20 protein-coding genes are annotated in these 21066 nt (G+C 47.7%); 8 read left to right on the forward strand and 12 right to left on the reverse strand.

What is annotated here, in order from left to right; all coding sequences use genetic code 11:
* From QUB06_RS09415 to QUB06_RS09430, 4 genes are all read right to left on the reverse strand, one after another.
* A partial coding sequence (locus QUB06_RS09415) for a tetratricopeptide repeat protein (protein WP_333435067.1) occupies positions 1-1405 on the reverse strand: 1405 nt, incomplete at its 3' end.
* Between the two features lie 26 nt (positions 1406-1431).
* Positions 1432-2181 carry a DUF928 domain-containing protein gene (locus QUB06_RS09420; RefSeq protein ID WP_333435068.1) on the reverse strand — a complete coding sequence of 250 codons (750 nt, stop codon included), beginning with the start codon at positions 2179-2181 and terminating at the stop codon, positions 1432-1434.
* A gap of 512 nt (positions 2182-2693) precedes the next feature.
* Complete coding sequence (locus tag QUB06_RS09425; protein WP_333435069.1) at positions 2694-4649, reverse strand: CHASE2 domain-containing protein; 1956 nt, start codon at positions 4647-4649, stop codon at positions 2694-2696.
* Positions 4649-5320 (reverse strand): response regulator transcription factor, encoded by a 672-nt coding sequence (locus QUB06_RS09430; protein ID WP_333435070.1) that lies wholly within the window; start codon positions 5318-5320, stop codon positions 4649-4651. The genes QUB06_RS09425 and QUB06_RS09430 overlap by 1 nt, the downstream gene beginning before the upstream one ends.
* A 299-nt stretch (positions 5321-5619) precedes the next feature.
* Between QUB06_RS09430 and QUB06_RS09435 the strand changes: the two genes are divergently transcribed.
* Positions 5620-6492, forward strand: coding sequence for a class I SAM-dependent methyltransferase (locus tag QUB06_RS09435; RefSeq protein WP_333435071.1), 873 nt, complete (start codon positions 5620-5622; stop codon positions 6490-6492).
* A gap of 34 nt (positions 6493-6526) precedes the next feature.
* On the opposite strand, the gene QUB06_RS09440 is transcribed toward QUB06_RS09435, so the two are convergent.
* Positions 6527-7096, reverse strand: a complete 570-nt coding sequence (locus QUB06_RS09440) for a hypothetical protein (RefSeq protein WP_333435072.1) — start codon at positions 7094-7096, stop codon at positions 6527-6529.
* 204 nt (positions 7097-7300) lie between these two features.
* On the opposite strand from QUB06_RS09440, the gene QUB06_RS09445 reads away from it, so the two are divergent.
* Entirely contained in the window at positions 7301-7825 is a 525-nt protein-coding gene (locus QUB06_RS09445; RefSeq protein ID WP_333435073.1) for a hypothetical protein, read from the forward strand.
* Complete coding sequence (locus QUB06_RS09450) at positions 7815-8417, forward strand: hypothetical protein (RefSeq protein ID WP_333435074.1); 603 nt, start codon at positions 7815-7817, stop codon at positions 8415-8417. The genes QUB06_RS09445 and QUB06_RS09450 overlap by 11 nt, the downstream gene beginning before the upstream one ends.
* Before the next feature lie 61 nt (positions 8418-8478).
* On the opposite strand, the gene QUB06_RS09455 is transcribed toward QUB06_RS09450, so the two are convergent.
* From QUB06_RS09455 to QUB06_RS09480, 6 genes are all read right to left on the reverse strand, one after another.
* Positions 8479-9075 carry a Uma2 family endonuclease gene (locus tag QUB06_RS09455; RefSeq protein WP_333435075.1) on the reverse strand — a complete coding sequence of 199 codons (597 nt, stop codon included), beginning with the start codon at positions 9073-9075 and terminating at the stop codon, positions 8479-8481.
* Positions 9076-9154: 79 nt separating this feature from the next.
* The gene (locus QUB06_RS09460; protein WP_333435076.1) at positions 9155-11395 is read right to left on the reverse strand and encodes a phosphoketolase; all 2241 of its coding nucleotides are present in this window, start codon (positions 11393-11395) and stop codon (positions 9155-9157) included.
* Positions 11396-11613: 218 nt separating this feature from the next.
* Entirely contained in the window at positions 11614-12837 is a 1224-nt protein-coding gene (locus tag QUB06_RS09465) for a COP23 domain-containing protein (protein WP_333435077.1), read from the reverse strand.
* Positions 12838-13267: 430 nt separating this feature from the next.
* On the reverse strand, positions 13268-13585 hold the full coding sequence (locus QUB06_RS09470) for a hypothetical protein (protein WP_333435078.1): 318 nt from the start codon (positions 13583-13585) through the stop codon (positions 13268-13270).
* A gap of 6 nt (positions 13586-13591) precedes the next feature.
* On the reverse strand, positions 13592-13744 hold the full coding sequence (locus QUB06_RS09475) for a hypothetical protein (protein ID WP_333435079.1): 153 nt from the start codon (positions 13742-13744) through the stop codon (positions 13592-13594).
* A gap of 2 nt (positions 13745-13746) precedes the next feature.
* Complete coding sequence (locus tag QUB06_RS09480; RefSeq protein ID WP_333435080.1) at positions 13747-14313, reverse strand: COP23 domain-containing protein; 567 nt, start codon at positions 14311-14313, stop codon at positions 13747-13749.
* 680 nt (positions 14314-14993) lie between these two features.
* Between QUB06_RS09480 and QUB06_RS09485 the strand changes: the two genes are divergently transcribed.
* Positions 14994-15599, forward strand: a complete 606-nt coding sequence (locus QUB06_RS09485) for a hypothetical protein (RefSeq protein WP_333435081.1) — start codon at positions 14994-14996, stop codon at positions 15597-15599.
* A gap of 138 nt (positions 15600-15737) precedes the next feature.
* Positions 15738-17114, forward strand: a complete 1377-nt coding sequence (locus QUB06_RS09490; RefSeq protein WP_333435082.1) for a cytochrome P450 — start codon at positions 15738-15740, stop codon at positions 17112-17114.
* Between the two features lie 539 nt (positions 17115-17653).
* Here QUB06_RS09490 and QUB06_RS09495 read toward each other — a convergent pair.
* Positions 17654-17941: a hypothetical protein gene (locus QUB06_RS09495; RefSeq protein ID WP_333138507.1), complete on the reverse strand. Its 288-nt coding sequence runs from the start codon at positions 17939-17941 to the stop codon at positions 17654-17656.
* Between the two features lie 494 nt (positions 17942-18435).
* Between QUB06_RS09495 and QUB06_RS09500 the strand changes: the two genes are divergently transcribed.
* The 3 genes from QUB06_RS09500 (at position 18436) to QUB06_RS09510 (ending at position 20968) form a co-directional block, all read left to right on the forward strand.
* Entirely contained in the window at positions 18436-18696 is a 261-nt protein-coding gene (locus QUB06_RS09500) for a MoaD/ThiS family protein (RefSeq protein WP_015179186.1), read from the forward strand.
* Between the two features lie 498 nt (positions 18697-19194).
* Positions 19195-20493: a threonine synthase gene (gene thrC / locus QUB06_RS09505; protein ID WP_333435083.1), complete on the forward strand. Its 1299-nt coding sequence runs from the start codon at positions 19195-19197 to the stop codon at positions 20491-20493.
* 199 nt (positions 20494-20692) lie between these two features.
* Complete coding sequence (locus tag QUB06_RS09510; protein WP_006632924.1) at positions 20693-20968, forward strand: MoaD/ThiS family protein; 276 nt, start codon at positions 20693-20695, stop codon at positions 20966-20968.
* Positions 20969-21066: the final 98 nt, after the last annotated feature.

The following is a 21066-nucleotide window of genomic DNA, read 5'->3' on the forward strand; positions in this document are numbered from 1 at the left end:
CCACAGAGCGGTAAGCGAGTCCCAAATTGCCTAGTGCCACACCTTCACTTTGGGGGTCTTTAATTTCGCGTGCGATGGCTAAAGTCTGCTGCCCATATTCAATGGCTTTGGCCGAGTTGCCCACAGAGTAGTAAGCATCTCCCAAATTCGCCAGTGCCAAACGTTCAATGTGGCGGTCTTTAAGTTCGCGGGCGATGGCTAAACGTTGCTGTAAATACTCAATGACTTTGGCATAGTTGCCCAGAGATCGGTAAGCATCTCCCAAAATGCCCAGTGCCACACCTTCCCCTTTGCGGTCTTTAAGTTCGCGGGCGATGACTAAACTTTGCTGTGCATACTCAATCGCTTTAGCATAATCGCTCAGAGAGCGGTAAGCGATTCCCAAACTGCCTAGTGCCCAACCCTCCCTTTCGCGGTCTTTAAGTTCGCGGGCGATCGCTAACAGTTGCTGTGAATACTCAATGACTTTGGCAGAGTTGTTTAAAAAGTGGTAAGCAGATCCCAAAATGCCCAGTGCTTTACCTTCCCCTTGACGGTCTTTAAGTTCGCGGGCGATGGCTAAACTTTGTTGTGCATACTCAATCACTTTGGCATAGTTGCCCAGAGAGCGGTAAGCCATTCCCAAAATGTCTAGTGCTAAGTCTTCCCTTTTGCGGTCTTTAAGTTCACGGGCAATGGTTAAACTCTGCTGTGTATACTCAATCGCTTTGGCATAGTTGTTCAGAGACAGGTAAGCGAATCCCAAATTGCCCAGTGCTGCACCCTCTCCTTGGCGGTCTTTAAGTTCGCGTGCGATGGCTAAACTTTGCTGTGCATACTCAATCGCTTTGGCATAGTGGCCCAGAGAGCGGTAAGCATCTCCCAAAGTGCCCAGTACCGCACCCTCTCCTTGGCGGTCTTTAAGTTCGCGGGTGATGGCTAAACGTTGCTGTGAATACTCAATGACTTTGGCATAGTTGCCCAGAGAGCGGTAAGCATCTTCCAAAGTGCCCAGTGCAGCACCCTCCAATTGGCGGTCTTTAATTTCGCGGGCGAGGGCTAAACTCTGCTCTCTATACTCAATGGCTTTGGCATTATTGCCTAGAGAGTCGTAAGCGAATCCCAAAAAGCCCAGTGCCCAACCCTCCCCTTGGCGGTTTTTGAGAGCACGATAAATTTGCAGTGCCTGTTGCCAGGAATTCAGCGCGGCTCTTAATTGACCAGTCTTATACTGTTGAAGCCCCTGCTTCATTAGCCTATCGCCCTCTGCTTGACGAGCATCCGTAGCTTGAGCACTAACCGGAAGTGGAGAGTGCATAGGAATATAAAAAGCAACAGACAAAACGCAAAAGGCGAGGGGAAAAAGGAAGCCCGATCGCACTTTGCAATTACTGGATTTAAGCAGTTTTAGCGAGAAAGATTTCATAGGATTTAGTCTTTGGATTGCGAGGGTTAGCGCTGTCCTTGGCGCTGTTGTTCGATCGCCCTAATTTGTCGCAATCGATCGCTCCAATCTTTCAAAGGTTCGGCTTCCGAACTAGCGAGAGAATCTAGCAATTCCAGCACAGCCTCTTGGCTTTGAGAAGTCTCAGAGGCTTTGCGCGCTTCGGCGATCGCGTCATACCACAGCCCAGACTCCGCATACAGGTCGATCCGCTGTTGGGGAGTTTGCGCCGCTGCAAGTTGAGTCTGCAACGACGGCGCAGGCCCAACGACTTGGATTTCTGCCGCCGCCACCACATTGCTCGAAGGATCATCCGGATCGCAGACCAACACCACTTGCCACTGATAGGATTGCCCGATCGACAGTTGAGGCAGATTTGAGGGCAAAGCAACCGACATTATTCCTGGCTGACTCTGTATCTCGGTTCTGTAGAGAAGTTGTCCCGTGCGAGTAAACAGCCTCAATTGCAGCGGACGAGGAGTGATATAAGGTACAAACCAGGTAAAGGTCGGATGCCCAGAAATCGTCTCTCCCACATGGCTAAACGGCACCAAGGCAGTCAATCTCCCCGATGAATTAGCTTCTTCGCAACTGCCGTTGCGAGTGGTATTCGTCCCCGTTTCTTTCGGTTTAGAAGGGTTTTCAGGAGGAGTGTATTTTGCCAGCGCTACAGGAGCGACCCAGAACGAAACACTCAGCATTAAACTCGCAATGCCCGCAGAGTAAACGGTTCGACGCTTCAACTCGTGAGTCATCATCGCAATCCCCTGTGTAACTATTTCTACAGTAATCAACAATACAAAAACACAATAGAGGACTGCCCGCAAGCTTCGTTTGCGGGAAGGTGCAAAGATATTGGTGTCAGCTTAAGGGCAAACCCTCAGTCCGGCAGTCCGGCAGGGGTTTAAACCCCTGCCTCAAAGCGAAAGTCGTCTTCAGACGACTAATGAGTTCTTCAGTCCTCTTTGAGAGGACTTTCGCTATGAGACAGGGAATTCATTCCCTGGCGGACTGCGGGGTGGGCGGGAGGACTGGGTGGACAGACAGCTTAAGTTGACACGCTTTGGGCATTGCCCTATCCAGAGTTGCCGTGTTGTCGATCGTTATATCTGAGCTCTTAGACCATTCTCAAGAACCGGCAATATGCCCGTTCCACAAAGAGTGAATTTCTTGTGGAACGGGCAGGATGCCCGTTCATAAACGCCTTATTGAAAATGGTGCAATATCTCATCTCAATCAGCTCCGATTTGACAAGCGTGAGCCACACCAATTACCAGAACCACCGCCGTTTTGCTGGCCAGGTTAACTCGCACACTGTCCCCTTCGGTTGATTCGGGTAGCGCCGAAATGCTCCGCCTAACTGTTTGGCTAAGTTCTTTGCAAGCTGGGTTCCTAATCCTGAAGGTTGAAGTTTAGGGTTTGGATCTTCGGTTATTCCCCTGTCTCGATCGATTTCAGCCAAGCTAAGCGTTTCTGACTGAGACTGTTTCCCCCTACCATTATCGGCCACCCGAATCACCTGCCGATCGCCCTCTTGAGTGCAAATTACAGTCAAGCGAGTGGCTTCGATCGCGTGTTTGCCAACATTGCAGAGCGCTTCTTCCAGAAAGCGGCAGAGTGCTCGCTTGTGTTCCAACCGCAGATGCGAGGTGTTCAAGGGATCGAACTGCACAATTTTGAATTTGATCGTTTTGAGGTAGGGCAATTCTTGTTCGAGCGTGTTGGAATAGACCTTGTAGAGCAATTCATGCAATGGAGCCTGCAGGGCCAATTCGATCGCACTTCCCATGCGAAGATGCGGTTCATCTGCGATCGCGTCTCGTTGCACAGAGCCGTAAACTGCCCGCAATTCTTGATTCAAGCGTTGCAACTCCGGTAGAAATAACGGCGGTGTGGCTTGTTCTTGAGCAGTTCTCAAAATCACAACCAATGTTTGTAACGGGCCGCTATGAATGGCATTAAAGGTCTGCTCGATCGCAAATTGACGTTCTTCCAACCGCAGTCGGAGTTCCTGTTCGTGGCGATAAAATAACGCTGCCGTCAACCCAGCCCCATTCAACACGAGTACGAGCAACACAGGCACGATCGGCACCCACCATCCCAAAAGAATCAGCCAGTAACAGAGCGCGATCGGGCTAATGCTGGCGACTGAGAGCCCGATCAAAATTTTCCAGGGCGATCGCAGAAATTGTCCCAAACTCATCCCCAAGAGTCCCCAGACCGCAATCCAGAGCGTTTCCCAGCCCTCCCCCCAAACCTGAAGCAACGGCCGCCGATCGAGCACCGCACTAATCATCTGGCTGGTTTCGTGGGCTTGCATTTCGACTCCGTAAATCCGTCCGGGATTGATACCTGCGATCGCACCTGAACTTGCCAAATCCTTCGCGCTAAAAGACATCATCCCAATCAGCACAATTTTGCCTCGAATCCAGTTCGGATCTACTTGTCCCGCCTTGATTTGCTCCAGGGAAAGCACGCGAAATGGCATTGTCCCGCTGCGAACATTCAGTAAAATTTGGTTGCCGCCTGCATCCGCCCCCACATATCCGCCAGAGTTTGACTGCACTCTGGTAAATTCAATGCTGCCAAAGCGCATCGCCTCCCGATCGCGAATTCCATTACCTAGCTTAATTCCTCGGGTTGCTAAATAGCGCTCTGCCAGCCGGATTGCGAAGGAAAAACGGTATTCCTGTCGATCGTTGTTAGTGCCCAATAAACTGCGGCGCTGGTAGCCATCAGCATCGAGAACGGCATCTGCAAAGCCAACCTGTTCGGGTGGTAGCGCGGGCGGAGGTTTGACGATAAAGCCACTGCGATCGGGCAAAGCAATCTCCACTCCGATCGCATTCTTGCTGCTGCGAAACACCGATGTTAGTTCAGCATGACCTGGTTCCACCGGAATATCGCGGACAATATCCAGCCCGATCGCGATCGGTCGATACGTTTGCAACCGTTTGAGTAAATCGGCAATATTGCGATCGGGAATCGGATAAGTTCTAGCGCGTTGAATATCCTCCTCAGTGATGCCGACAATTACAATCCGTTCATCCATTGGCTCAGGAGGACGCAAACGCAGAAATTGATCGAACGCAACCAACTCCCAAAACTGAAGCGCACCGCTCAATCTAGCCATCATCACAGCGACAATCACCATCACCCCTGGAAGCGCTCCTCGTCCCCAAGTCGTGACGCCCGCTTTCACTGCTTGCCATCGATCGCGCTTCACTAATCAATCAATCCTTGTTCCCTAGCTCGCACTTCCGTTTGAATCCGCAGATTCTTATCATCATCAGGATACACCTCTAGCACATCTCGAATCTTAGTCCAGTAATGCTGCACAGTGCGTTCAGAAACATTCATCCGTTTGGCGATCGCAGTATCCTGTAAGCTCTCTTGAAAAGCAAATTGCAACACCTGCATCCAGGCGGGTTTGAGTTGCAGCCCGTTGCGGATCTCTCTGGGTGTATAAATCCGCTCGTGCAGCGCCCAATCAACCATTGCCAGCAAGTCTTTCATCGGCTGGCTCTTATCGACAACTGTGAAGCCGCCCATGTGATTGTCGATCAACGGTTTCAGCCAAACTAAAGTCCGAACATGGGCACTCTGCACCACAATATTCAGACTCGGATACTGCTCCATCAACGTTTTGAGGAGTTGAAGCCCTGAATTCGCTTGAGCTGTTTCGCCGGTCGTCTCTGGCATCACCAAATCCACAATCACCAAATCCGGCGTCGTCTGCGCTATTTGCTGAAGGGCTGCCTGAGCAGTCGGAGCCGTCAGAATGTCTGCCTCTGGATATTCTTGCTTCAGAATGTTAAGCGTCCCACCTAACACCATCGCATGGTCATCCACAAGTAAAAATGTTCGTTTCTCCGGTTGAGGTAAAGTCTGGGGCATAATTTATTCGTTGCCACACAACATCGTCAGTTTAGGTAATCCGTCCACCCCTTTTAGATTTGGAATTTACGATTTTCAATTTGTGACCTAGTTGAAACTAGGGGCTTTAAACCGCTGAAATTCTCATTCAAAATCCCAAATCTAAAATCGTCTCGGTCATCTTCTTACAATAGAGGAATTACCTGGCTCCCGTCCTGCATCTGTCCGCCAACTGGGGTTGGGGATGTCCGCAACGAGAATTGCGCTAAAGCGCAGTTCTATTATAATCTAGGTGTCGCAGCAGGAAAAAGAATGATTTTATGGCAGCAGAAGGTTCGTATCAAGCCAGCACGTACAATCTGGAACTTGACGCAGAAATCCAGCGGTTAAAAAGTCAAGTTCTCCTCAGTTGGGAAAAGGAAGCGCGCAATTTAACTTGGTTTGGTTTAGCAGACGGGATGAATGTTTTGGAAGCTGGTAGCGGGCCGGGATTTTTCACGGAAAAACTCTTAGAATTGCTGCCAAACAGTTCGGTGACAGCGGTAGAAATCGACCCGGTACTGCACGAAAAAGCAGTAGCATATTTGCAGGACAAAGGGGGCGATCGAGTAAATCGCATTCAAGCATCGGTGGCGGATACTGGTTTGGATGATAATACTTTCGATTTTGCGATCGCCCGTTTGCTGTTCGTTCACCTCCCAGATCCCGTCGCAGCAGCTAGAGAAATATTCCGCATCTTGAAGCCTGGGGGAAAACTGGTGATTATTGATAGCGACGCACATTTGTTTTGGCTGACAAATCCACCCCTGTCAGTCGAGATTGTCAGGGAGAAATTCAAGCAGGTAATGGCATCGCGGGGCGGCAATTTATGCGTCGGGCGAAATCTGTGCCGCATTCTCAAAGAAGCTGGGTTTGGTAGCGTTGATTTAGAAGCGGTTGTCAGCCACAGCGATATCATCGGAATTGAGGCGTTTCAACCTTTGCTTGACTCCGGCCCCCTTTTGCAAATGGTCAAACAAGGGTTGATTTCCGAGTCGGAAATAGCCAGCTATCTGGTTTCGCGGGATGAGTTTGTCGCTGCGGGCGATCGATCGATGATGAGTTTTTGGTTGATGGCTTGCGGGGGAAAAAGCAATAAAATTAAGACAGATATTTCACACAATATTGATGTCCCGTCGCAGCACAGCCTCTAGCACTCTCGCTACATCCCCAGCCAACCAATCAAATTTATAAATCCACCCTATTGAGTTCATTCAAGGGTAGATTTAGCGCTTCTGCAATTTGCTCATCCGTCAAACCAAACTGACGCAACTTATCAATTAATTTAATTATTGCGAGGTCAGTGTAATTATTGCTTTGCTGCTGGAAGTCAGGAGTTGCAGGCTGACTTTCATCTGGGGTAGAAGCTGAAGCATCGGGGCAATTGTTGATGTAACCAATACCAACAATATTTTTATGACCGGTGTTTTTAGGAGCAAAACTTATATTTACATTTATGTGACGTTCTAGCACAGATTCAAGATTACTTTTTTTAACTTGTTCGCCAAAGACATCAGATAACATTTGCAAAAGCTCGTGACTGACTTTTTTAACGTGCTTGTCACTGTAACCGTATGTTTCTGCAACCCCAGCATACTTTTGACGATTCAGTATTCCTGCGATAATTCTCCGCTGCAAGTCGTTTAAATGTTTGCCTGTCTTAGCGCAGACTGTTTCATCGACGGATTGCAACATCTGAGGAATGTTCATAGGTAGGTCTATGAGATGAATACCGTTACTATACCCTACTTTTTCCAACTTTTTCCAACTTTTTTGACCTCGGCTCCGAATTGTTTGTGCCAATTTGAGAAAGATCCAACTTTTTCCAACTTTTTCTGCCTTGAAGTTTTTGCGTTAAAAGTCTACTATGAGGATCTTAAAATGTTCATAATCCCATATAAAGCAGAAATTATAGGAGCAAGTGGTATTGTACCTAACTACTTGCCAATTCAGAGGTAGGAAATGACGGATGAAAAACTAGATCAACCAAGAAATATCACTTTGCTGCCTTATCAGATGCAGAGTGGAGAGAGCATAAAACAGGAAAATCAATCGGACATCCAAGTTTATAAAGAGATTCTGGTTGAAAAATTCGCACTAGCGAAAACAGCCGAAGAATACGAAATATTGATAGAGTTGAGACAGGAACTTCATGAATTGGATAGAAAAGAAAGGCAATTAAATTACACACAACAATCGGCAGAATTTCAACTGCAAAAAGCACAAAAAAAAGACATTTTTCAACGAAACCAACAAATGGCGGCTAGTGTTTTTTCAGTGGGAATAGGCGTTTTATTAATACAAACTGTTCCTTTAGCAGGCTTGCTGTTTTTAATTTTAGGATTGGCTAAACCTTTAGGCTATTCTTTGGGAGAAATCGGCGACTTTTTAGATGGGTTGAAAGGGTTTTCCAAAGATTCAAATGAACTTCTCTATAATGGAAAGGACAAGGATAATCAGTCGGAGGAGCAGAAAAATGGAAGATAATAAACTAGATTTAATTAGTGCGTTCAAATTTGAAAAGCGACTTAAAACTTCGGTTGCGGTGTATCTTTCAATAATACTTCTTTCTATAATTGGTGTGTTAGTCAAGATTGATATGGCTGCTGAGTTACAGCAGGCCTTGATAGTTATTCTGGGCTTAATTACAATTGCTACTATTGATGCGTTCAGACAAGCTTTAGATAGTACACGATCGTCTTTAGTGAATCAGTTTAGTCAGATAATTGTTCAGGAGGGAGGTTTTTACATTGGTGGTGATTATGTTGGTGGAACCATTAATCAAGGAGGTGAAAGAAAACAAACACTTGCTGAAGCTGCTGTCGAAATTCAGCAACTTCTCATGCAACTAGAGAAGTCAAACCCTACTGCTACTGAGGCTGAAAAAGTAGCCTATGTTAACGATGAAACTCCTCCTGCTTTAAAGTCTCGCGTAGCTAGTGCTCTCAAAGCTGGTAGTATATCTGGTGTCGATACTCTTCTGGATAATAGTCCTTTTAGTAGTAATGTTATTAAAGCTATTGTACAAGGATGGATATATTCATCAGAAGATATCAGTAGCCGAGATAACGATACCTAGAACACAAGAAGAACCGATATTACTGAACGATAATAGCATAAGGACTACTAACTATTCTATATTATTGCTGCCTAACCCCATTAAGAAACTCTGTCCTGGCCTCAATTATTGAAGGCATTAAAACGCAGCGTACCAACAATTCTAAATCCAACTCCGGCAAAAACTCACTTCTTGAAACTTGCTCGTAATCATCCTCGCGCCGCCGATAGACAGCAAGCCGATTATTTTCCCAAAACCAAACTTCAGCAATGCGAAGTCGCAAATATTTAGCTAGTTTATTTGTGCTACCGCTAGTAATCGTTACTTCCACGGCTAAATCGGGATGCTCTTTTCTTGAACCTATATAATAAGACTCGTCTGGTTCAAATGATACATCTCTTGCCCGGTCTCTGCGAGTTGCACTCCCTACAGGAAAAAATTCAATTCCGAGTTCAAAAAAGTATGCTTCCAGTAATATAGCGATCGCCTTTTTAAAGCTTTCATGGTCTTCCCCCAGTGTCATAAACTCGAGCCACCCATCCAAATAACTTATACGCAAACCCGAAGAGCTTGCCATCAAAGATTCGATCGCCTCAAATTGCTCCCAAGTATAATAGCCGGGGAGAATCAATCGCTGTTCTGCAAGCGTACCTATTTCTTCTAAAATTTTTGCTGTCATAGGTATCACAATCCTATTTTAAATATTACTAGCCCCTACCCAGCACAAACCAGGCAGGGGCATTCACTCACATTCTAACTTAATGAACTAGCTCGATCGCCCTTTTAGTCAACGCCTCAGCAGTCAACCCATTAAACGCCATTAATTGACCAGCACTAGCAGTAGTTTCCCCCCGCTTCCAAGCGAAAGTATCCCGCTTGCAATTGCTGCGGAGCATCACAGGTTCCAACATCCCAGAAGCACCGCCTGTCACGCCAATCAAGGCATCTCCGCCAAACAATTCGGCAAATTTCTCATCGCTCAAAAAGCCGCCGTCAGCTTCCGAACAAGTATCCCAAGCAACATCGCTAGCACGATACAAACGCCGGGGATTCACAACAGAAACAATCCGCACTCCAATCCCTTCTGTTTCCAAAAATGCCGCCGCTTCAAATACTGGCATTAAAGTCATGTCGCCGACAACTGCAAACACAACTTTCTTGCTCCCCCCTTGATTGTGGGGAGCTTGGGGGGAATCGACTTCGTGCAGCACTATTGCACCGTCTTGCAAACCTTGGCGAGTCTGTTCAAGAGTAGTGCGAATTGGCAGCGGCGACTTGCTCGCCGTAATCACAACTCCCTTATTTTTAGCACTCAAAGCCCACTCGTAACAAGCTTGAATGCTGTTAGCATCCGGTGGAAACAAAGGAAACACATTTCCGTTCCGCATCATCGCCGCAAAATAAGCCTCAATTTCCGGCCGCTGGTGCGTCCAACCGTTGCGCCCTTGTTCCAGTGCACCCGCTGTAAATAAGGTGACAGTTGCCGGAGTTGGACGGCGCAATTCTGCCATTGCTTGGGTTACAGTTTGCCAAATTGGTAAACCGTTAATGGCAAAAGATTCGTAGGAACACCACAAACTCCGCGCTCCAAATAGCGATAAACCTACGGCTAAACCAGCGCAAGCATCTTCGCTCAAAGGTTCGTAAACTTGACCGTTGGGCGATTGATTGTACAGGTCATCTGTCGTCGGGTGAATAATCTTAAGAGCTTGGTTGATATTGGCAATTGCCGATGCTTCGTTGCCGTCAGCATTAGTCACAAGAAAAGTCCGATCGCACTCGCCGACTTTCCCTACCAAAACCCCCATTGCTGTTGTCGAAATCTTCGGTTCTCCCCCAACTGCAAATTCTTCTAAAGGCAATTCGCCTAAATCTGCCAGCGGCAATGTAAACTCAGTAACAACTGTTTTCGCCGCCGGCCCGCCACCCGCACGCTCGCAATTTGTCCGCACCAATTGCCAAGCAGCAGCACTCAAAGCGCGCTCTTTTAAAGCACTGATAATGTGCGGAGCATCCAGCGTATCTTTCGGATAAAGGTTGTGAGATTTTGCTCCGCGCGCGTGGACGCCGGCACCTTTCAACTGTTTGATAATAAACGCAGTTAATTTGCCGCCGAGAGCAGATTTTGCCGCTTTGTCAACTCCTTGTAAAACAGCTTTGGTAAATGCCATGCGCTGTTCGAGCGAAAAAGCAGTGCTGTCAACATAATCTTCCGGTTGATTTTTATCGTCAAATTCCTTAGCATCAACTAAGATAACTTCTTCAAAACCGTTGCCTTGCCAATAAGCAATCATTTCAGCATTAGTTTTAGTCGAAACCATGCTGTGATGTTCCTGAGAATATCCGTTCCAAACCAACACAGGCAAAAAGTTAGTAGCTTTGGGATAAGCAGTGTGGAAATGCGCCATGCTGCTCATCGGATAAGGTTCGCCCATGCCGCCGTCGCCCATTGTGAAAGCAAACAGTTTGTCGGGGTGCAAAAGTGCTCCAGCCATTGCGAAATGCTGCCCTTGTCCGAGGGGGCCGGCCGGTGCTAAAAGGCCGGGAATGAAACCGGAAAGATGTCCTAATAAACCGTCTTTTTCTCGGAATTTATCGCGCACTTGCTGCACGTTGAAAATTCCCATATCCTCTAAAGATCGATCGAGAAACATGGCGCTGTAAAAGCCGGGGGCGTGATGGCCGACTTCGGTGACAATGTTCTTGTGTCCGAGCATCACCAAAGCGGCATAGGCCTCAGCTTGGCTAGCAAAACCCCCCGGATGTCCCGATGCCTTGCTGGCGGTGACTTGCAGTGTCAGGTACCGCAGGGCGTCTGCTCCCAGCATCGTTTGAAAGACGGCGACGGGATCGGCAGGATCGGCGATCGACTTGCTCCCCTGGGCGATCGCAGGTGTTTTCCCATAAGTATCAAAACCAGGGACTGTTTCAGAAAAATATTGAATGCCTTCGCAAAAAGCGGGCGTTGTTGACGTTGCCTGCGGGGTAGTTGCTGTCATGCTTGATACCTGAAAAATTTGAGTTAGATTAATGTAAGAGTAATTTTATAGCTTCCGTGTTCCAAAAAATCATGAGTTCTATTATGTCAGTGATAAATAAGTAAAATATCTCAAATTTTCAGCTAATAAGTAGTTGTTTGAGAGCCCCGACTTATAAAAAAAAGCCGGGGTTCTGTGTTTACCCATTACTCATCCCTCTAAAATCTTAAATCGCCCATCTAAAATTGTTCCAGCCGTTCCCGGACATCGATATACAGCACAGTACCGCTTTCAGAAAGAGAAGGCACAGCCTTTTGATTCCGCAGCCAAACAAAAAAACTGCTAAGTGCAGGAGTCGGATCTTGATCGTGGCGCAGCGTGTAGATCAAACCTTCGCAAGGCCCATTAACGCGGCTAGTCGTGCAAATCGCTTTCTGGTTATTTACAATACCCACAGTCACATAATTTAGCTGTTTATTTCTGTTATAATTCTCAAGGCGCTGAGTCACTTGTTGGCAGCGAGTTAGAGGATCGTAGCCAGAACTCGAAAAGAAATTAGAATTCCAGCGAATCCAAGGTTCCCTGAACCCTTGTGGATTTTGATACACAGTCACCGGCTCGCCCGTGGAGGTATCGCACACAAATCCTCCATAACCCAGATGCGGTTGGTTTTGACCAGAGGCGCTGCTGATAGAAAGATTGCTGAGAATATCCAAGCCGTTACGCTTATTTTGTGATAGCAACTCCCTAAAAGCATCGATCGGGATTGCCGCGTTCAATCCCGTTTTTATCTCTTCAATCTGACCGTTCCACTGACTCCTAATTGTGCCAACAGTATCCCCCTGGCCGTGAATTCCTATTACCCTGCCATCAGCATCAAATACAGGCCCGCCGCTCATCCCGCGCCTGGTTACAGCTTGGTAGCGCAGACGATACCCTGATGAGGCGCTGCCCAAGCGAGAAGAGATGATACCAGTCGTAAACTCAAGTTTTCGTTCAACTCCCGAAATTGGCAGCGGATAGCCCGAAACGTAAATAGCAGAACCAACAACAGCACGTTCTGACTCGCCCAGTGGTGCTACTGGATACTGTTCTCGGCTCTGAAACTGTATCAAAGCCAAGTCTATATCCGTGTCATTTTTAGGTAGGCGCTGTATTCTAATCGCAGCATAATCCTTTTCCAAATGAGTGCGAATGCTGTATTTTTGAGCGAGGCTTGCCACCACATGATTAGCTGTCAGAACAGTGTAAATATTACCCTGTTTGGCAATAATTACTCCCGATCCACTAGCAAAAAAACCCAGCGTGTTGTTGACTTCCACAGTTGTCAAGGTCGCTAGCTGGGCAATTTCTTCGGCTGTTTTGGCACAGGCAGCATATTGTTGGCTGACAACCGCCGTCACTGTTAATGCACCTGTCAAGATGATTGTCAGCGCGTCAAACCGCAAACTCCACACATTCATCGATAACTCCCTAGATGAAACGAGGCGAACTGCAAATATATATAGCCTTTCTCAGTAACATGAGGTGCTCTCGCGGGCATAGGGCATAGGGCATAGGGCATAGAGCATAGGCCTCCGTGGGCATACCTCACCAAGATTGAGAACTGCTGTACTAATCGGAATTCCCCAACTAAATTTAACCATTTTTTCCAATAATTCCGCTGTTGGTTCACTTCCCTCTTCAAAAGCATAGACGCCAAAATTTGGACTCGATACTTGCCCCTACAGTTAATCCCAACCAAGAGACCTTTGGCATTAAAAATCGGGTCGCGACTCCTACCGATTTTAACCTCATTTGTATAGCCCAAGCTATAACCTTGAGGCAAAGATTTGGGTAGCAGCACCTAAACGAAGCCCGCGTCAATCGATTTTAGATTTTAGATTTGAGATTTTAGAGGCGACCCCACGGATAAATGCGGGGGCTTGAGGATTTTCGATTTTCGATTTTGGATTGACTCCACGGATAAATCACGTGGCGGGTACCATCAAGAAATTTGTGGTCAGCGAAACTCCCAACCTCAGCACCCCCAGGAAAGCCGACTACCAGCATTGCCTCAGACACCGCTCCGGGTTCAAGGCTGAATGGTGCTATTTTATACTCGATCGCGCTGCGAAACAGAACGATCGCCCGATCGGTATGGCCCAGCCGCCTCAGAACTCCTAGCAGTGGGTGGAGGAGGCCGTCGTCGGTGACAAGTCCGATCGCCACAACGTGCTATTTAGTCAGCACCGTATAGGTTTGGCCCTGCTGCCGGACGATCGTCCCGGAACCAGAAGATATTCGCGTCGGGATGCGTACCGCTGTTTGACGCACCAAATTTTCCACCTCAATCCTTGGAATTGGCGATCGGATGGAAAATTTGCCCATCTTTAAGGCTGTCCCGACGGCGGGGAAAAAGAAGGCTGTTGCGCCTCCTCATCCGTGTTTTCCCCTAGCTTTTCCCTGAGATCAATGTAAGGAATTTTACTCGTTTCATCAAAAGACGGCATCCCAACATATCCTTGGCGCCAAGCCAACAAATTATACAAAGAGCCGATCGGGTCTTGGCCGGGTCTGAGGGTATAAATCAAATTTTGACACAGCCCATTGACTTGATTCGCCGTGCAGATGACGTTCTGGCCGTTCATCTGGCCCGCCGTAATGTACTTAAGCATTCGTTGGCGGCGATAGGTTTCGAGGCGTTGACTCACTAATTGACACCGAGTTAGCGGATTGTAGCCAGAACCGGAGAAATAATCGGAAGTCCACTCAATCCAAGGCTCTACGGCACCTTGAGCGTTTTGGTACACCGTCACCGGCGCACCGGTCGAGGTGCTGCACCAAAATCCACTTTCCCCCCGTGATCTCCCACCGTAACTCGGTTGAGAAGCAACCGTCAGGCCGCTGAGGGCGCAAGCTGTTGCCGCCAAAACTTTTGTCCATAATTGCTGTTTCATGATTTTTTCCCTGTGTTTTATGAGATTCGGCAGAAAAATCACCGAATGCTGCGATAACACCCTTGACACGCCTGTTCGTTACCACTCCGCTGACTTGGGAATTATGTGATTGGCGACTTGACCAGAAACCAGTTTTTTTTACGAAAACACTTCGTTGCAGCCGTTAGGCCTGGTTGAAAAACCCGGTTTTTTTGCTCTTGATGCGTAAGTTTTGATATTGTTCGCGACTTGCACGTTCCCTCTAACGGCGATTTCGGCGCTGTTAAAAAAGCGCTCCGAAGCCGAGCTTAAAATGCGCCCGCCAGTCTGGATTCTGTCCTCATTACTACTAATCAAACTCAGGCTTTTACCAACCGGAAAGAGGCTTTTCACCTCAGACATTGGAAGGGATCGAGTTGCAACCGTACATCACACCACTGACAAGGTATTTGATATCACTTACGAGCTGGGTCGCGAGCTTGATCTGCTGAGACAGGTATACTGCTGGGTTACACCCGTGAGGGGTATAACCCCTTTTATCTGATCTAACACTAAAATCCACGTATTAACAAGAACTCTTAACTTGTTTTCATCTCCGTACTGCGGGAAATACTTCTAAGTGAGTGTAATCAGGGTCTAAGTGCTTTCTACCACCAAAATTTACCCTCCATACACTGACGTTTAGTAGAGTATTAAAAACTATGAACCGTATCTGCAAACAGTTAGGATATTTAGGCGTTTGGTTAATTTTGATGGGCGGTAGCAGTTGTTCTAGCTCCGATGCAGCTACCTCAACCGAAAACCAGAGGCAACTCTCAGCAAGCGCCCGTCAGTTCCAACACCTACAGCTAACGGGAAATCAAATTGAGGCTCGATCTAGTCAATTAACGCAGCCTTCTAACTCTGTTGCCTCAGTTTTAGGCAGTGCTACCCTCTCAGAAAATACTGCCACCGTTACGGTTTATAAGGTAGATAATTTGTGTCAAACTCTGAAGCCGGAAACAGTTACAGGCCCAGAGAACCAGTTAATGTCATCGGCGGTTAATGAAGTGTTAAAGCAGCAGATTTTCGATAGTCTTGGTTTGGCTGGTTATCGCCTCAAGATCGATCGCGACCTCGGAATAGCTACCGTCGATCTGCGAGCCTCCGGAAATTCGCGGCAGAAATTGCAAAATCTGTCGAGTTGTCAGATGTTAGGTTTGTTCGGCGGCCTGCGCCAAACTTTAACCAGTTATGCTCCTTGGCAAATCAAAACTGTGCGTTTTACAGAGCTTGGGGAGGATATTTTGAACACGGTTAAAGAATAAGCTATTAAAATTATTGGAGATGGGACTTACGCAATTCTCCCCTTAAAAACAAGGGTTGGGAGGGATTAAATAAACCTTCAAACCCTTTGAGGTTTTTTGATGCTGCTAAGTCCTGTGACCCAAACCCCGGTAATTCCTATGACACTACCTAACGGCCCCACAGATCCACCCTTTGTGCAGCTAATTCAATGGATCGGCGATCCCCTGACATTCATGGATAAATGTGCCAAACAATACGGCGACATTTTCACAGTTCAAGTGAACAACGGGAAACCATTGGTGATGATCCACCACCCGCAAGCTGTCCAGGAGATGCTCAACAGCAACGCGTTTCACGCTCCAGGCCGCCTGAACAGCCTCCTCAAACCCCTGCTGGGAGAACAATCCATGTTTCTCCTCTCAGGAGAAAGGCACAAACGCGAGCGCCAATTATTGATGCCACCTTTTCACGGGGAACGGATGCGGAATTACGGTCAACTAATTTGCGATATAGCTCAAGATGTTGCCAGCAAATGGTCGGTCGATCGACCTTTTGTGGCTCGCAGCGCCATGCAGGAAGTCACCATGCGGGTAATCTTGCAAGCTGTCTTCGGCATGGATGACGGGCCGCGATTGGAAGAGATCAGGCCCCTACTTGCCTCAGTCCTCGATATGACCAACTCTCCCCTGCGATCGAGCATACTGTTTTTCGGCTGGATGCAGCAAGATTGGGGGTCCTGGAGTCCTTGGGGACGGATGAAACAGCAGCAGCGGAAAATTAACGAACTGATGGACGGCGAAATTGCAGAACGCAGACTGCAACCTGATGCGAGCCGCACCGACATTCTCAGCTTAATGATGGCCGCGCGCGACGAAAACGGGCAACCAATGACCAATGAAGAATTGCGCGACGAGTTGATGACGCTGCTGCTGGCAGGCCACGAAACCACAGCAACGGCCCTAGCTTGGGCGTTTTACTGGATTCACAGTTTGCCCTCGGTGCGCCAGAAGTTGCTGCAAGAATTGGACAGTTTGGGGGAAAATCCCGACCCGATGGAGATTTTCCGCTTACCTTACCTGAGTGCTGTTTGTCAGGAGACGCTGCGAATTTACCCCGTGGCAATGCTGACGTTTTCGCGAGAAGTTCTCACGCCCGTGGAACTGATGGGATATCAACTCGAACCGGGCACGGTTGTCATCGCCTCGATTTATTTGACCCACAGACGGGAGGATTTGTATCCAGAACCCCTGCAATTTAAACCGGAACGGTTTTTGGAGAGGCAATTCTCGCCTTATGAGTATTTGCCCTTTGGAGGCGGCAGTCGCCGCTGTATCGGCTTGGCGTTGGCGCAGTTGGAGATGAAACTCGTGCTGGCAACCATTTTGCGGGATTTCGACCTAGTATTGGCCGAGAAAAAGCCCGTACAGCCCAAACGCCGAGGGGTGACTTTAGGGCCTGCCGGCGGCGTGCGGATGGCGCTGGTGGGGCGGCGGATGTCGCAGCAGAAGCGTGAACCTGTTGCTAGTGGGGTTTAAAGTCGCAGCAGTTGCAGGGGACGATCGAACTTTCAGCTTTGAGTGCAAACAATTTAGCGAGAATGTGCGATCGTCCGCCAATGCCACCATTTTTTGTAGCCCCCGCTACAGATAAATAGCTAGAATCCTTGACCTGTAAGCCTCCCCCCTCTCAATTTTCAAATTCTCAGTCTAAAATAGTATGAACCTCGCAAACACAGCCTGAAAGCAAAAGTGGGTGATTGCAATAGTCCTCTTGATATCTCAAAAGCCTCCCTGCCATACTGTAAAAACATATGCATACCCTGTTATTCAGCAAGGTCGGAAGCGCGTTGGCATTGCCTGCAATCTTCCGGCCTCTTTATTTTTTGGGCTACTTCCGGCATTGGGCACAAGATGCAGAAGGCAAGGCAAAAATATAAATTCTCCCCCTGTCCCCATCTGCCCCTGTCCCCAATCTAGAGCTTCTGCCTCTCATTGAAATAGAATGCGACAGCAAGTTTAAGGAATCACTAAGGAATAATTAATAACTTGTTAAATCAGCTCCTTTTGCCCTTCTCTCAATCTTCTGTTTTCAGAAATTCCGATACCGAGACAGACTTCGGGAGACTATCCAGATCCTGAATTTCGCTTTCGTGGGCAAAAAACTCGACTTCTTTGTCGTCAATCTGGATCTGATAGCTAGCGGTAGCTGTCACAACCCGTCGCTTTTTTTTATCTTCTATTAAAACCCAACACACGACAGGTCTTACCCATCTCTCAACGTGCTGGTTTTGCTTCGTACTCCCAAAGGCATACCAGCCTTTAGCTTCAATAATTTGAAGCACTTTAAACTCGTTATTTGCCATATATCTCTATCGCGTTAACTTCAGTATTCTTCTTAGATAGAACGGCTAGCTTGCTAAGCAGGGCAAAGGTTTGACTATTCCAAGCCGCACTTGATAACCTGATTTTTCGTCAGGAGAAGCGGGTTTACAGGCCCTTGTCTGCGTTGTGGCCTGCTAAATTTAGTGGGATCTTTTTGTACTCTCCCACAATTACGGTAAAGTATCTATACCCCATCCTCAAAAATTATTCTCGCATTAGCCTCAACCGCAGCCAACTAGACCTTAGCTAGCTGCATCTAAGTGGATGCCAACTGCTTCTAACGCCTGGTTGGTGAGAGCGCTCGGCATACAATCCTGTTAAGAGTTTTTGCTGCAATCAACTATCATCTTTACCCGATCGGGTAAAACTTAACTAGAGGTTGCCGCTTTCAATTCTAAGGCTCAGCGCGCCTAATTCCTAATTAATTGTATGGTGTAGTTGATAATTGCCAAACCGTCGATCGCACTCAACAGCCGTGTCTAACTCTTCGATTACCATCACCGTTAAACTGTTCGCCGCCTTCGGTGAAGCCTACGGCGTTTCGGAACTTACATTAGAACTTCCTCCCGAAACCCCAGTGTCTCAAGTGCTCGAAAGCTCGATCGCCCAATATCCTCAATTAGAACAATGGCGCGATCGCACCCGCTTCGGCCTCAACCTGGAATTCGTCTCCCCCGACACCATCCTCCAAGACGGCGACGAAGTTGTCCTCATCCCTCCCGTCAGCGGCGGGTAGGCTAAGTTGGTTAATCTGAAATGTTGCACCATTCTCAATAAGCTTTTTATGAACAGGCAAGATGCCTGTTCCACAAGAAAATTCATCTCTTGTGGAACAGGCATCTTGCCTGTTCTTGAGAAGGGTGCAATATCTCAGTTAATCAAAAATTCGAGGTTTTGTAGTTGTGTTCGATCGCACGACTGCCCAATTCTTAGCCCAAAAAAGATTTATTAAGTTTTGTAACAATTTCGTCGGCAAATCATCCTTGAGCTCGATCGGGCTCGCGTGCCAGCCTCACAATCTGGATTCCCAGCCCGATTCTGAACACAACTCAAATCCTTGTGTGGTGCGCGTTCCGCCCGCCCAAATATCAAAGTTAAATACACCACTGTTTAACTGAAAAGTAACTGTAAAATCAATCCCGACTAAAAAAATCGGGTATGGTTGACGCACTAATTTGAGCGTGGTATTCTGCGAAAAGAATTAACAAACATCGCAAAACTAGAGAGTTGAGCTATGACCCAGGCGACCAGAACCCAATCCACTGCAGCAACCTTCACAGCCCTCAAATGTAAAGAATGCGGTGAAGAGTACGAACTCCAAGCCAAGCACGTCTGCGATTGCTGTTTTGGCCCGCTTGAAGTCAAGTACGACTACGACGCCATCCGCCGCAGCGTCACTCGCCAAACCATCCAAGCCGGCCCCAACTCGATCTGGCGCTACCGCGCATTTTTACCAGTCGCTACAGATAACGTCATTGATGTCGGCACTGGGATGACTCCTCTATTAAAATCCCACCGCTTGGCGCGCCGCCTCGGTCTGAAAAATCTTTATATTAAAAACGATGCCGTCAATATGCCCACTCTCAGCTTTAAAGACAGAGTGGTGTCAGTCGCCCTCAGCAGAGCCAGAGAATTGGGTTTCACAACCGTATCCTGTGCCAGCACCGGCAATTTAGCTAACTCTACGGCTGCGATCGCCGCCCACGCCGGACTCGACTGCGTAGTCTTCATCCCCTCCGACTTAGAAGCAGGCAAAGTCCTCGGCACTCTGATTTACAATCCAACTGTCATGGCAGTTCACGGCAACTACGACCAAGTTAACCGCCTGTGTTGCGAAGTCGCCAATACACATGGCTGGGGATTTGTCAATATCAACTTGCGTCCCTACTATTCCGAAGGCTCAAAAACCCTCGGCTACGAAGTTGCCGAACAGCTAGGCTGGCAATTGCCGGATCACATCGTCGCCCCCCTCGCCTCCGGCTCTTTGTTCACAAAAATTTACAAAGGCTTTAATGAATTCATCGAAGTCGGTTTAGTGGACGAAAAGAAAGTCAGATTCAGCGGTGCCCAAGCTGACGGCTGTTCCCCCATCGCCCAAGCATTCCGCGAAGACCGTGATTTCGTAAAACCGGTGAAACCAAATACAATTGCTAAGTCGATCGCGATCGGCAATCCAGCCGACGGTATGTACGCCTTGGAAATCGCCCGCAAAACAGGTGGCAACATTGAATCCGTCAGCGACACCGAAATCATCGAAGGCATGAAACTGCTAGCAGAAACTGAAGGCATATTCACAGAAACTGCAGGTGGCACGACAATCGCAGTCTTGAAGAAACTCGTAGAAGCAGGTAAAATCAATCCCGATGAAACCACCGTCGCTTACATCACCGGCAACGGTTTGAAAACGCAAGAAGCAGTTCAAGGCTACATCGGCGAACCCATCACCCTCGAACCGAAACTAGAAGCGTTCGAGCGCGCCCTAGAACGCGCCCGCACACTCGAACGCTTAGAATGGCAACAAGTTTCGGTTTAATAAATAGTCATTAGTCATCAGTCATTAGTCATTAGTTATTAGTTATTAAGCTGTTGACTACTGACTGAGGACTACTGATTAATAGTCATCTGTCATTAGTCATGAGTTATGAGTTATTAAGCTGCTGACTACTGACTAAGGACTACTGACTAAGGACTACTGACTACTGACTACTGACTACTGACTAAGGACTAAAAAAATGACCGTCAAAGTTTTAATTCCCACTCCCCTGCAAAAATTTACCAACAATCAAGCCACCATCGAATGCGCCGGCGATAACATTTCCGAACTAATTGAATCGCTGGAAACAAATTGTCCCGGCATCAAAAAAAGCCTGTGCGACGAAAAGGGAGAACCCCGCAGATTTCTCAACTTCTACGTCAACAGCGAAGACATCCGCTTTTTGGATGGCTCAAAAACAGCCCTCCAAGATGGCGATGAAGTCAGCATTGTTCCTGCTGTTGCTGGTGGCTGATTAATTTTCAAATAAACGCAAGTAAGGAACCCCACGCTTAAAAGCGGGGGCTTTTAGGAAGTCCGGCTCGTTCCGAGCGGTGCAAGAAGAAAGCCCGA

The organism is Microcoleus sp. D2_18a_D3, assembly GCF_036702455.1.
In the GTDB taxonomy this organism is placed as follows: domain Bacteria; phylum Cyanobacteriota; class Cyanobacteriia; order Cyanobacteriales; family Microcoleaceae; genus Microcoleus.

What these genes read in the sequence shown, in the direction of transcription:
- QUB06_RS09430 (WP_333435070.1), bottom strand. Translation starts at nt 5,320, where the DNA reads ATGCCCCAGACTTTACCTCAACCGGAGAAACGAACATTTTTACTTGTG.
- QUB06_RS09480 (WP_333435080.1), bottom strand. Translation starts at nt 14,313, where the DNA reads ATGAAACAGCAATTATGGACAAAAGTTTTGGCGGCAACAGCTTGCGCC.
- QUB06_RS09460 (WP_333435076.1), bottom strand. Translation starts at nt 11,395, where the DNA reads ATGACAGCAACTACCCCGCAGGCAACGTCAACAACGCCCGCTTTTTGC.
- QUB06_RS09490 (WP_333435082.1), top strand. Translation starts at nt 15,738, where the DNA reads ATGACACTACCTAACGGCCCCACAGATCCACCCTTTGTGCAGCTAATT.
- QUB06_RS09495 (WP_333138507.1), bottom strand. Translation starts at nt 17,941, where the DNA reads ATGGCAAATAACGAGTTTAAAGTGCTTCAAATTATTGAAGCTAAAGGC.
- QUB06_RS09510 (WP_006632924.1), top strand. Translation starts at nt 20,693, where the DNA reads ATGACCGTCAAAGTTTTAATTCCCACTCCCCTGCAAAAATTTACCAAC.
- QUB06_RS09475 (WP_333435079.1), bottom strand. Translation starts at nt 13,744, where the DNA reads ATGGGCAAATTTTCCATCCGATCGCCAATTCCAAGGATTGAGGTGGAA.
- QUB06_RS09465 (WP_333435077.1), bottom strand. Translation starts at nt 12,837, where the DNA reads ATGAATGTGTGGAGTTTGCGGTTTGACGCGCTGACAATCATCTTGACA.
- QUB06_RS09420 (WP_333435068.1), bottom strand. Translation starts at nt 2,181, where the DNA reads ATGATGACTCACGAGTTGAAGCGTCGAACCGTTTACTCTGCGGGCATT.
- QUB06_RS09445 (WP_333435073.1), top strand. Translation starts at nt 7,301, where the DNA reads ATGACGGATGAAAAACTAGATCAACCAAGAAATATCACTTTGCTGCCT.
- QUB06_RS09435 (WP_333435071.1), top strand. Translation starts at nt 5,620, where the DNA reads ATGGCAGCAGAAGGTTCGTATCAAGCCAGCACGTACAATCTGGAACTT.
- QUB06_RS09485 (WP_333435081.1), top strand. Translation starts at nt 14,994, where the DNA reads ATGAACCGTATCTGCAAACAGTTAGGATATTTAGGCGTTTGGTTAATT.
- QUB06_RS09450 (WP_333435074.1), top strand. Translation starts at nt 7,815, where the DNA reads ATGGAAGATAATAAACTAGATTTAATTAGTGCGTTCAAATTTGAAAAG.
- thrC (WP_333435083.1), top strand. Translation starts at nt 19,195, where the DNA reads ATGACCCAGGCGACCAGAACCCAATCCACTGCAGCAACCTTCACAGCC.
- QUB06_RS09455 (WP_333435075.1), bottom strand. Translation starts at nt 9,075, where the DNA reads ATGACAGCAAAAATTTTAGAAGAAATAGGTACGCTTGCAGAACAGCGA.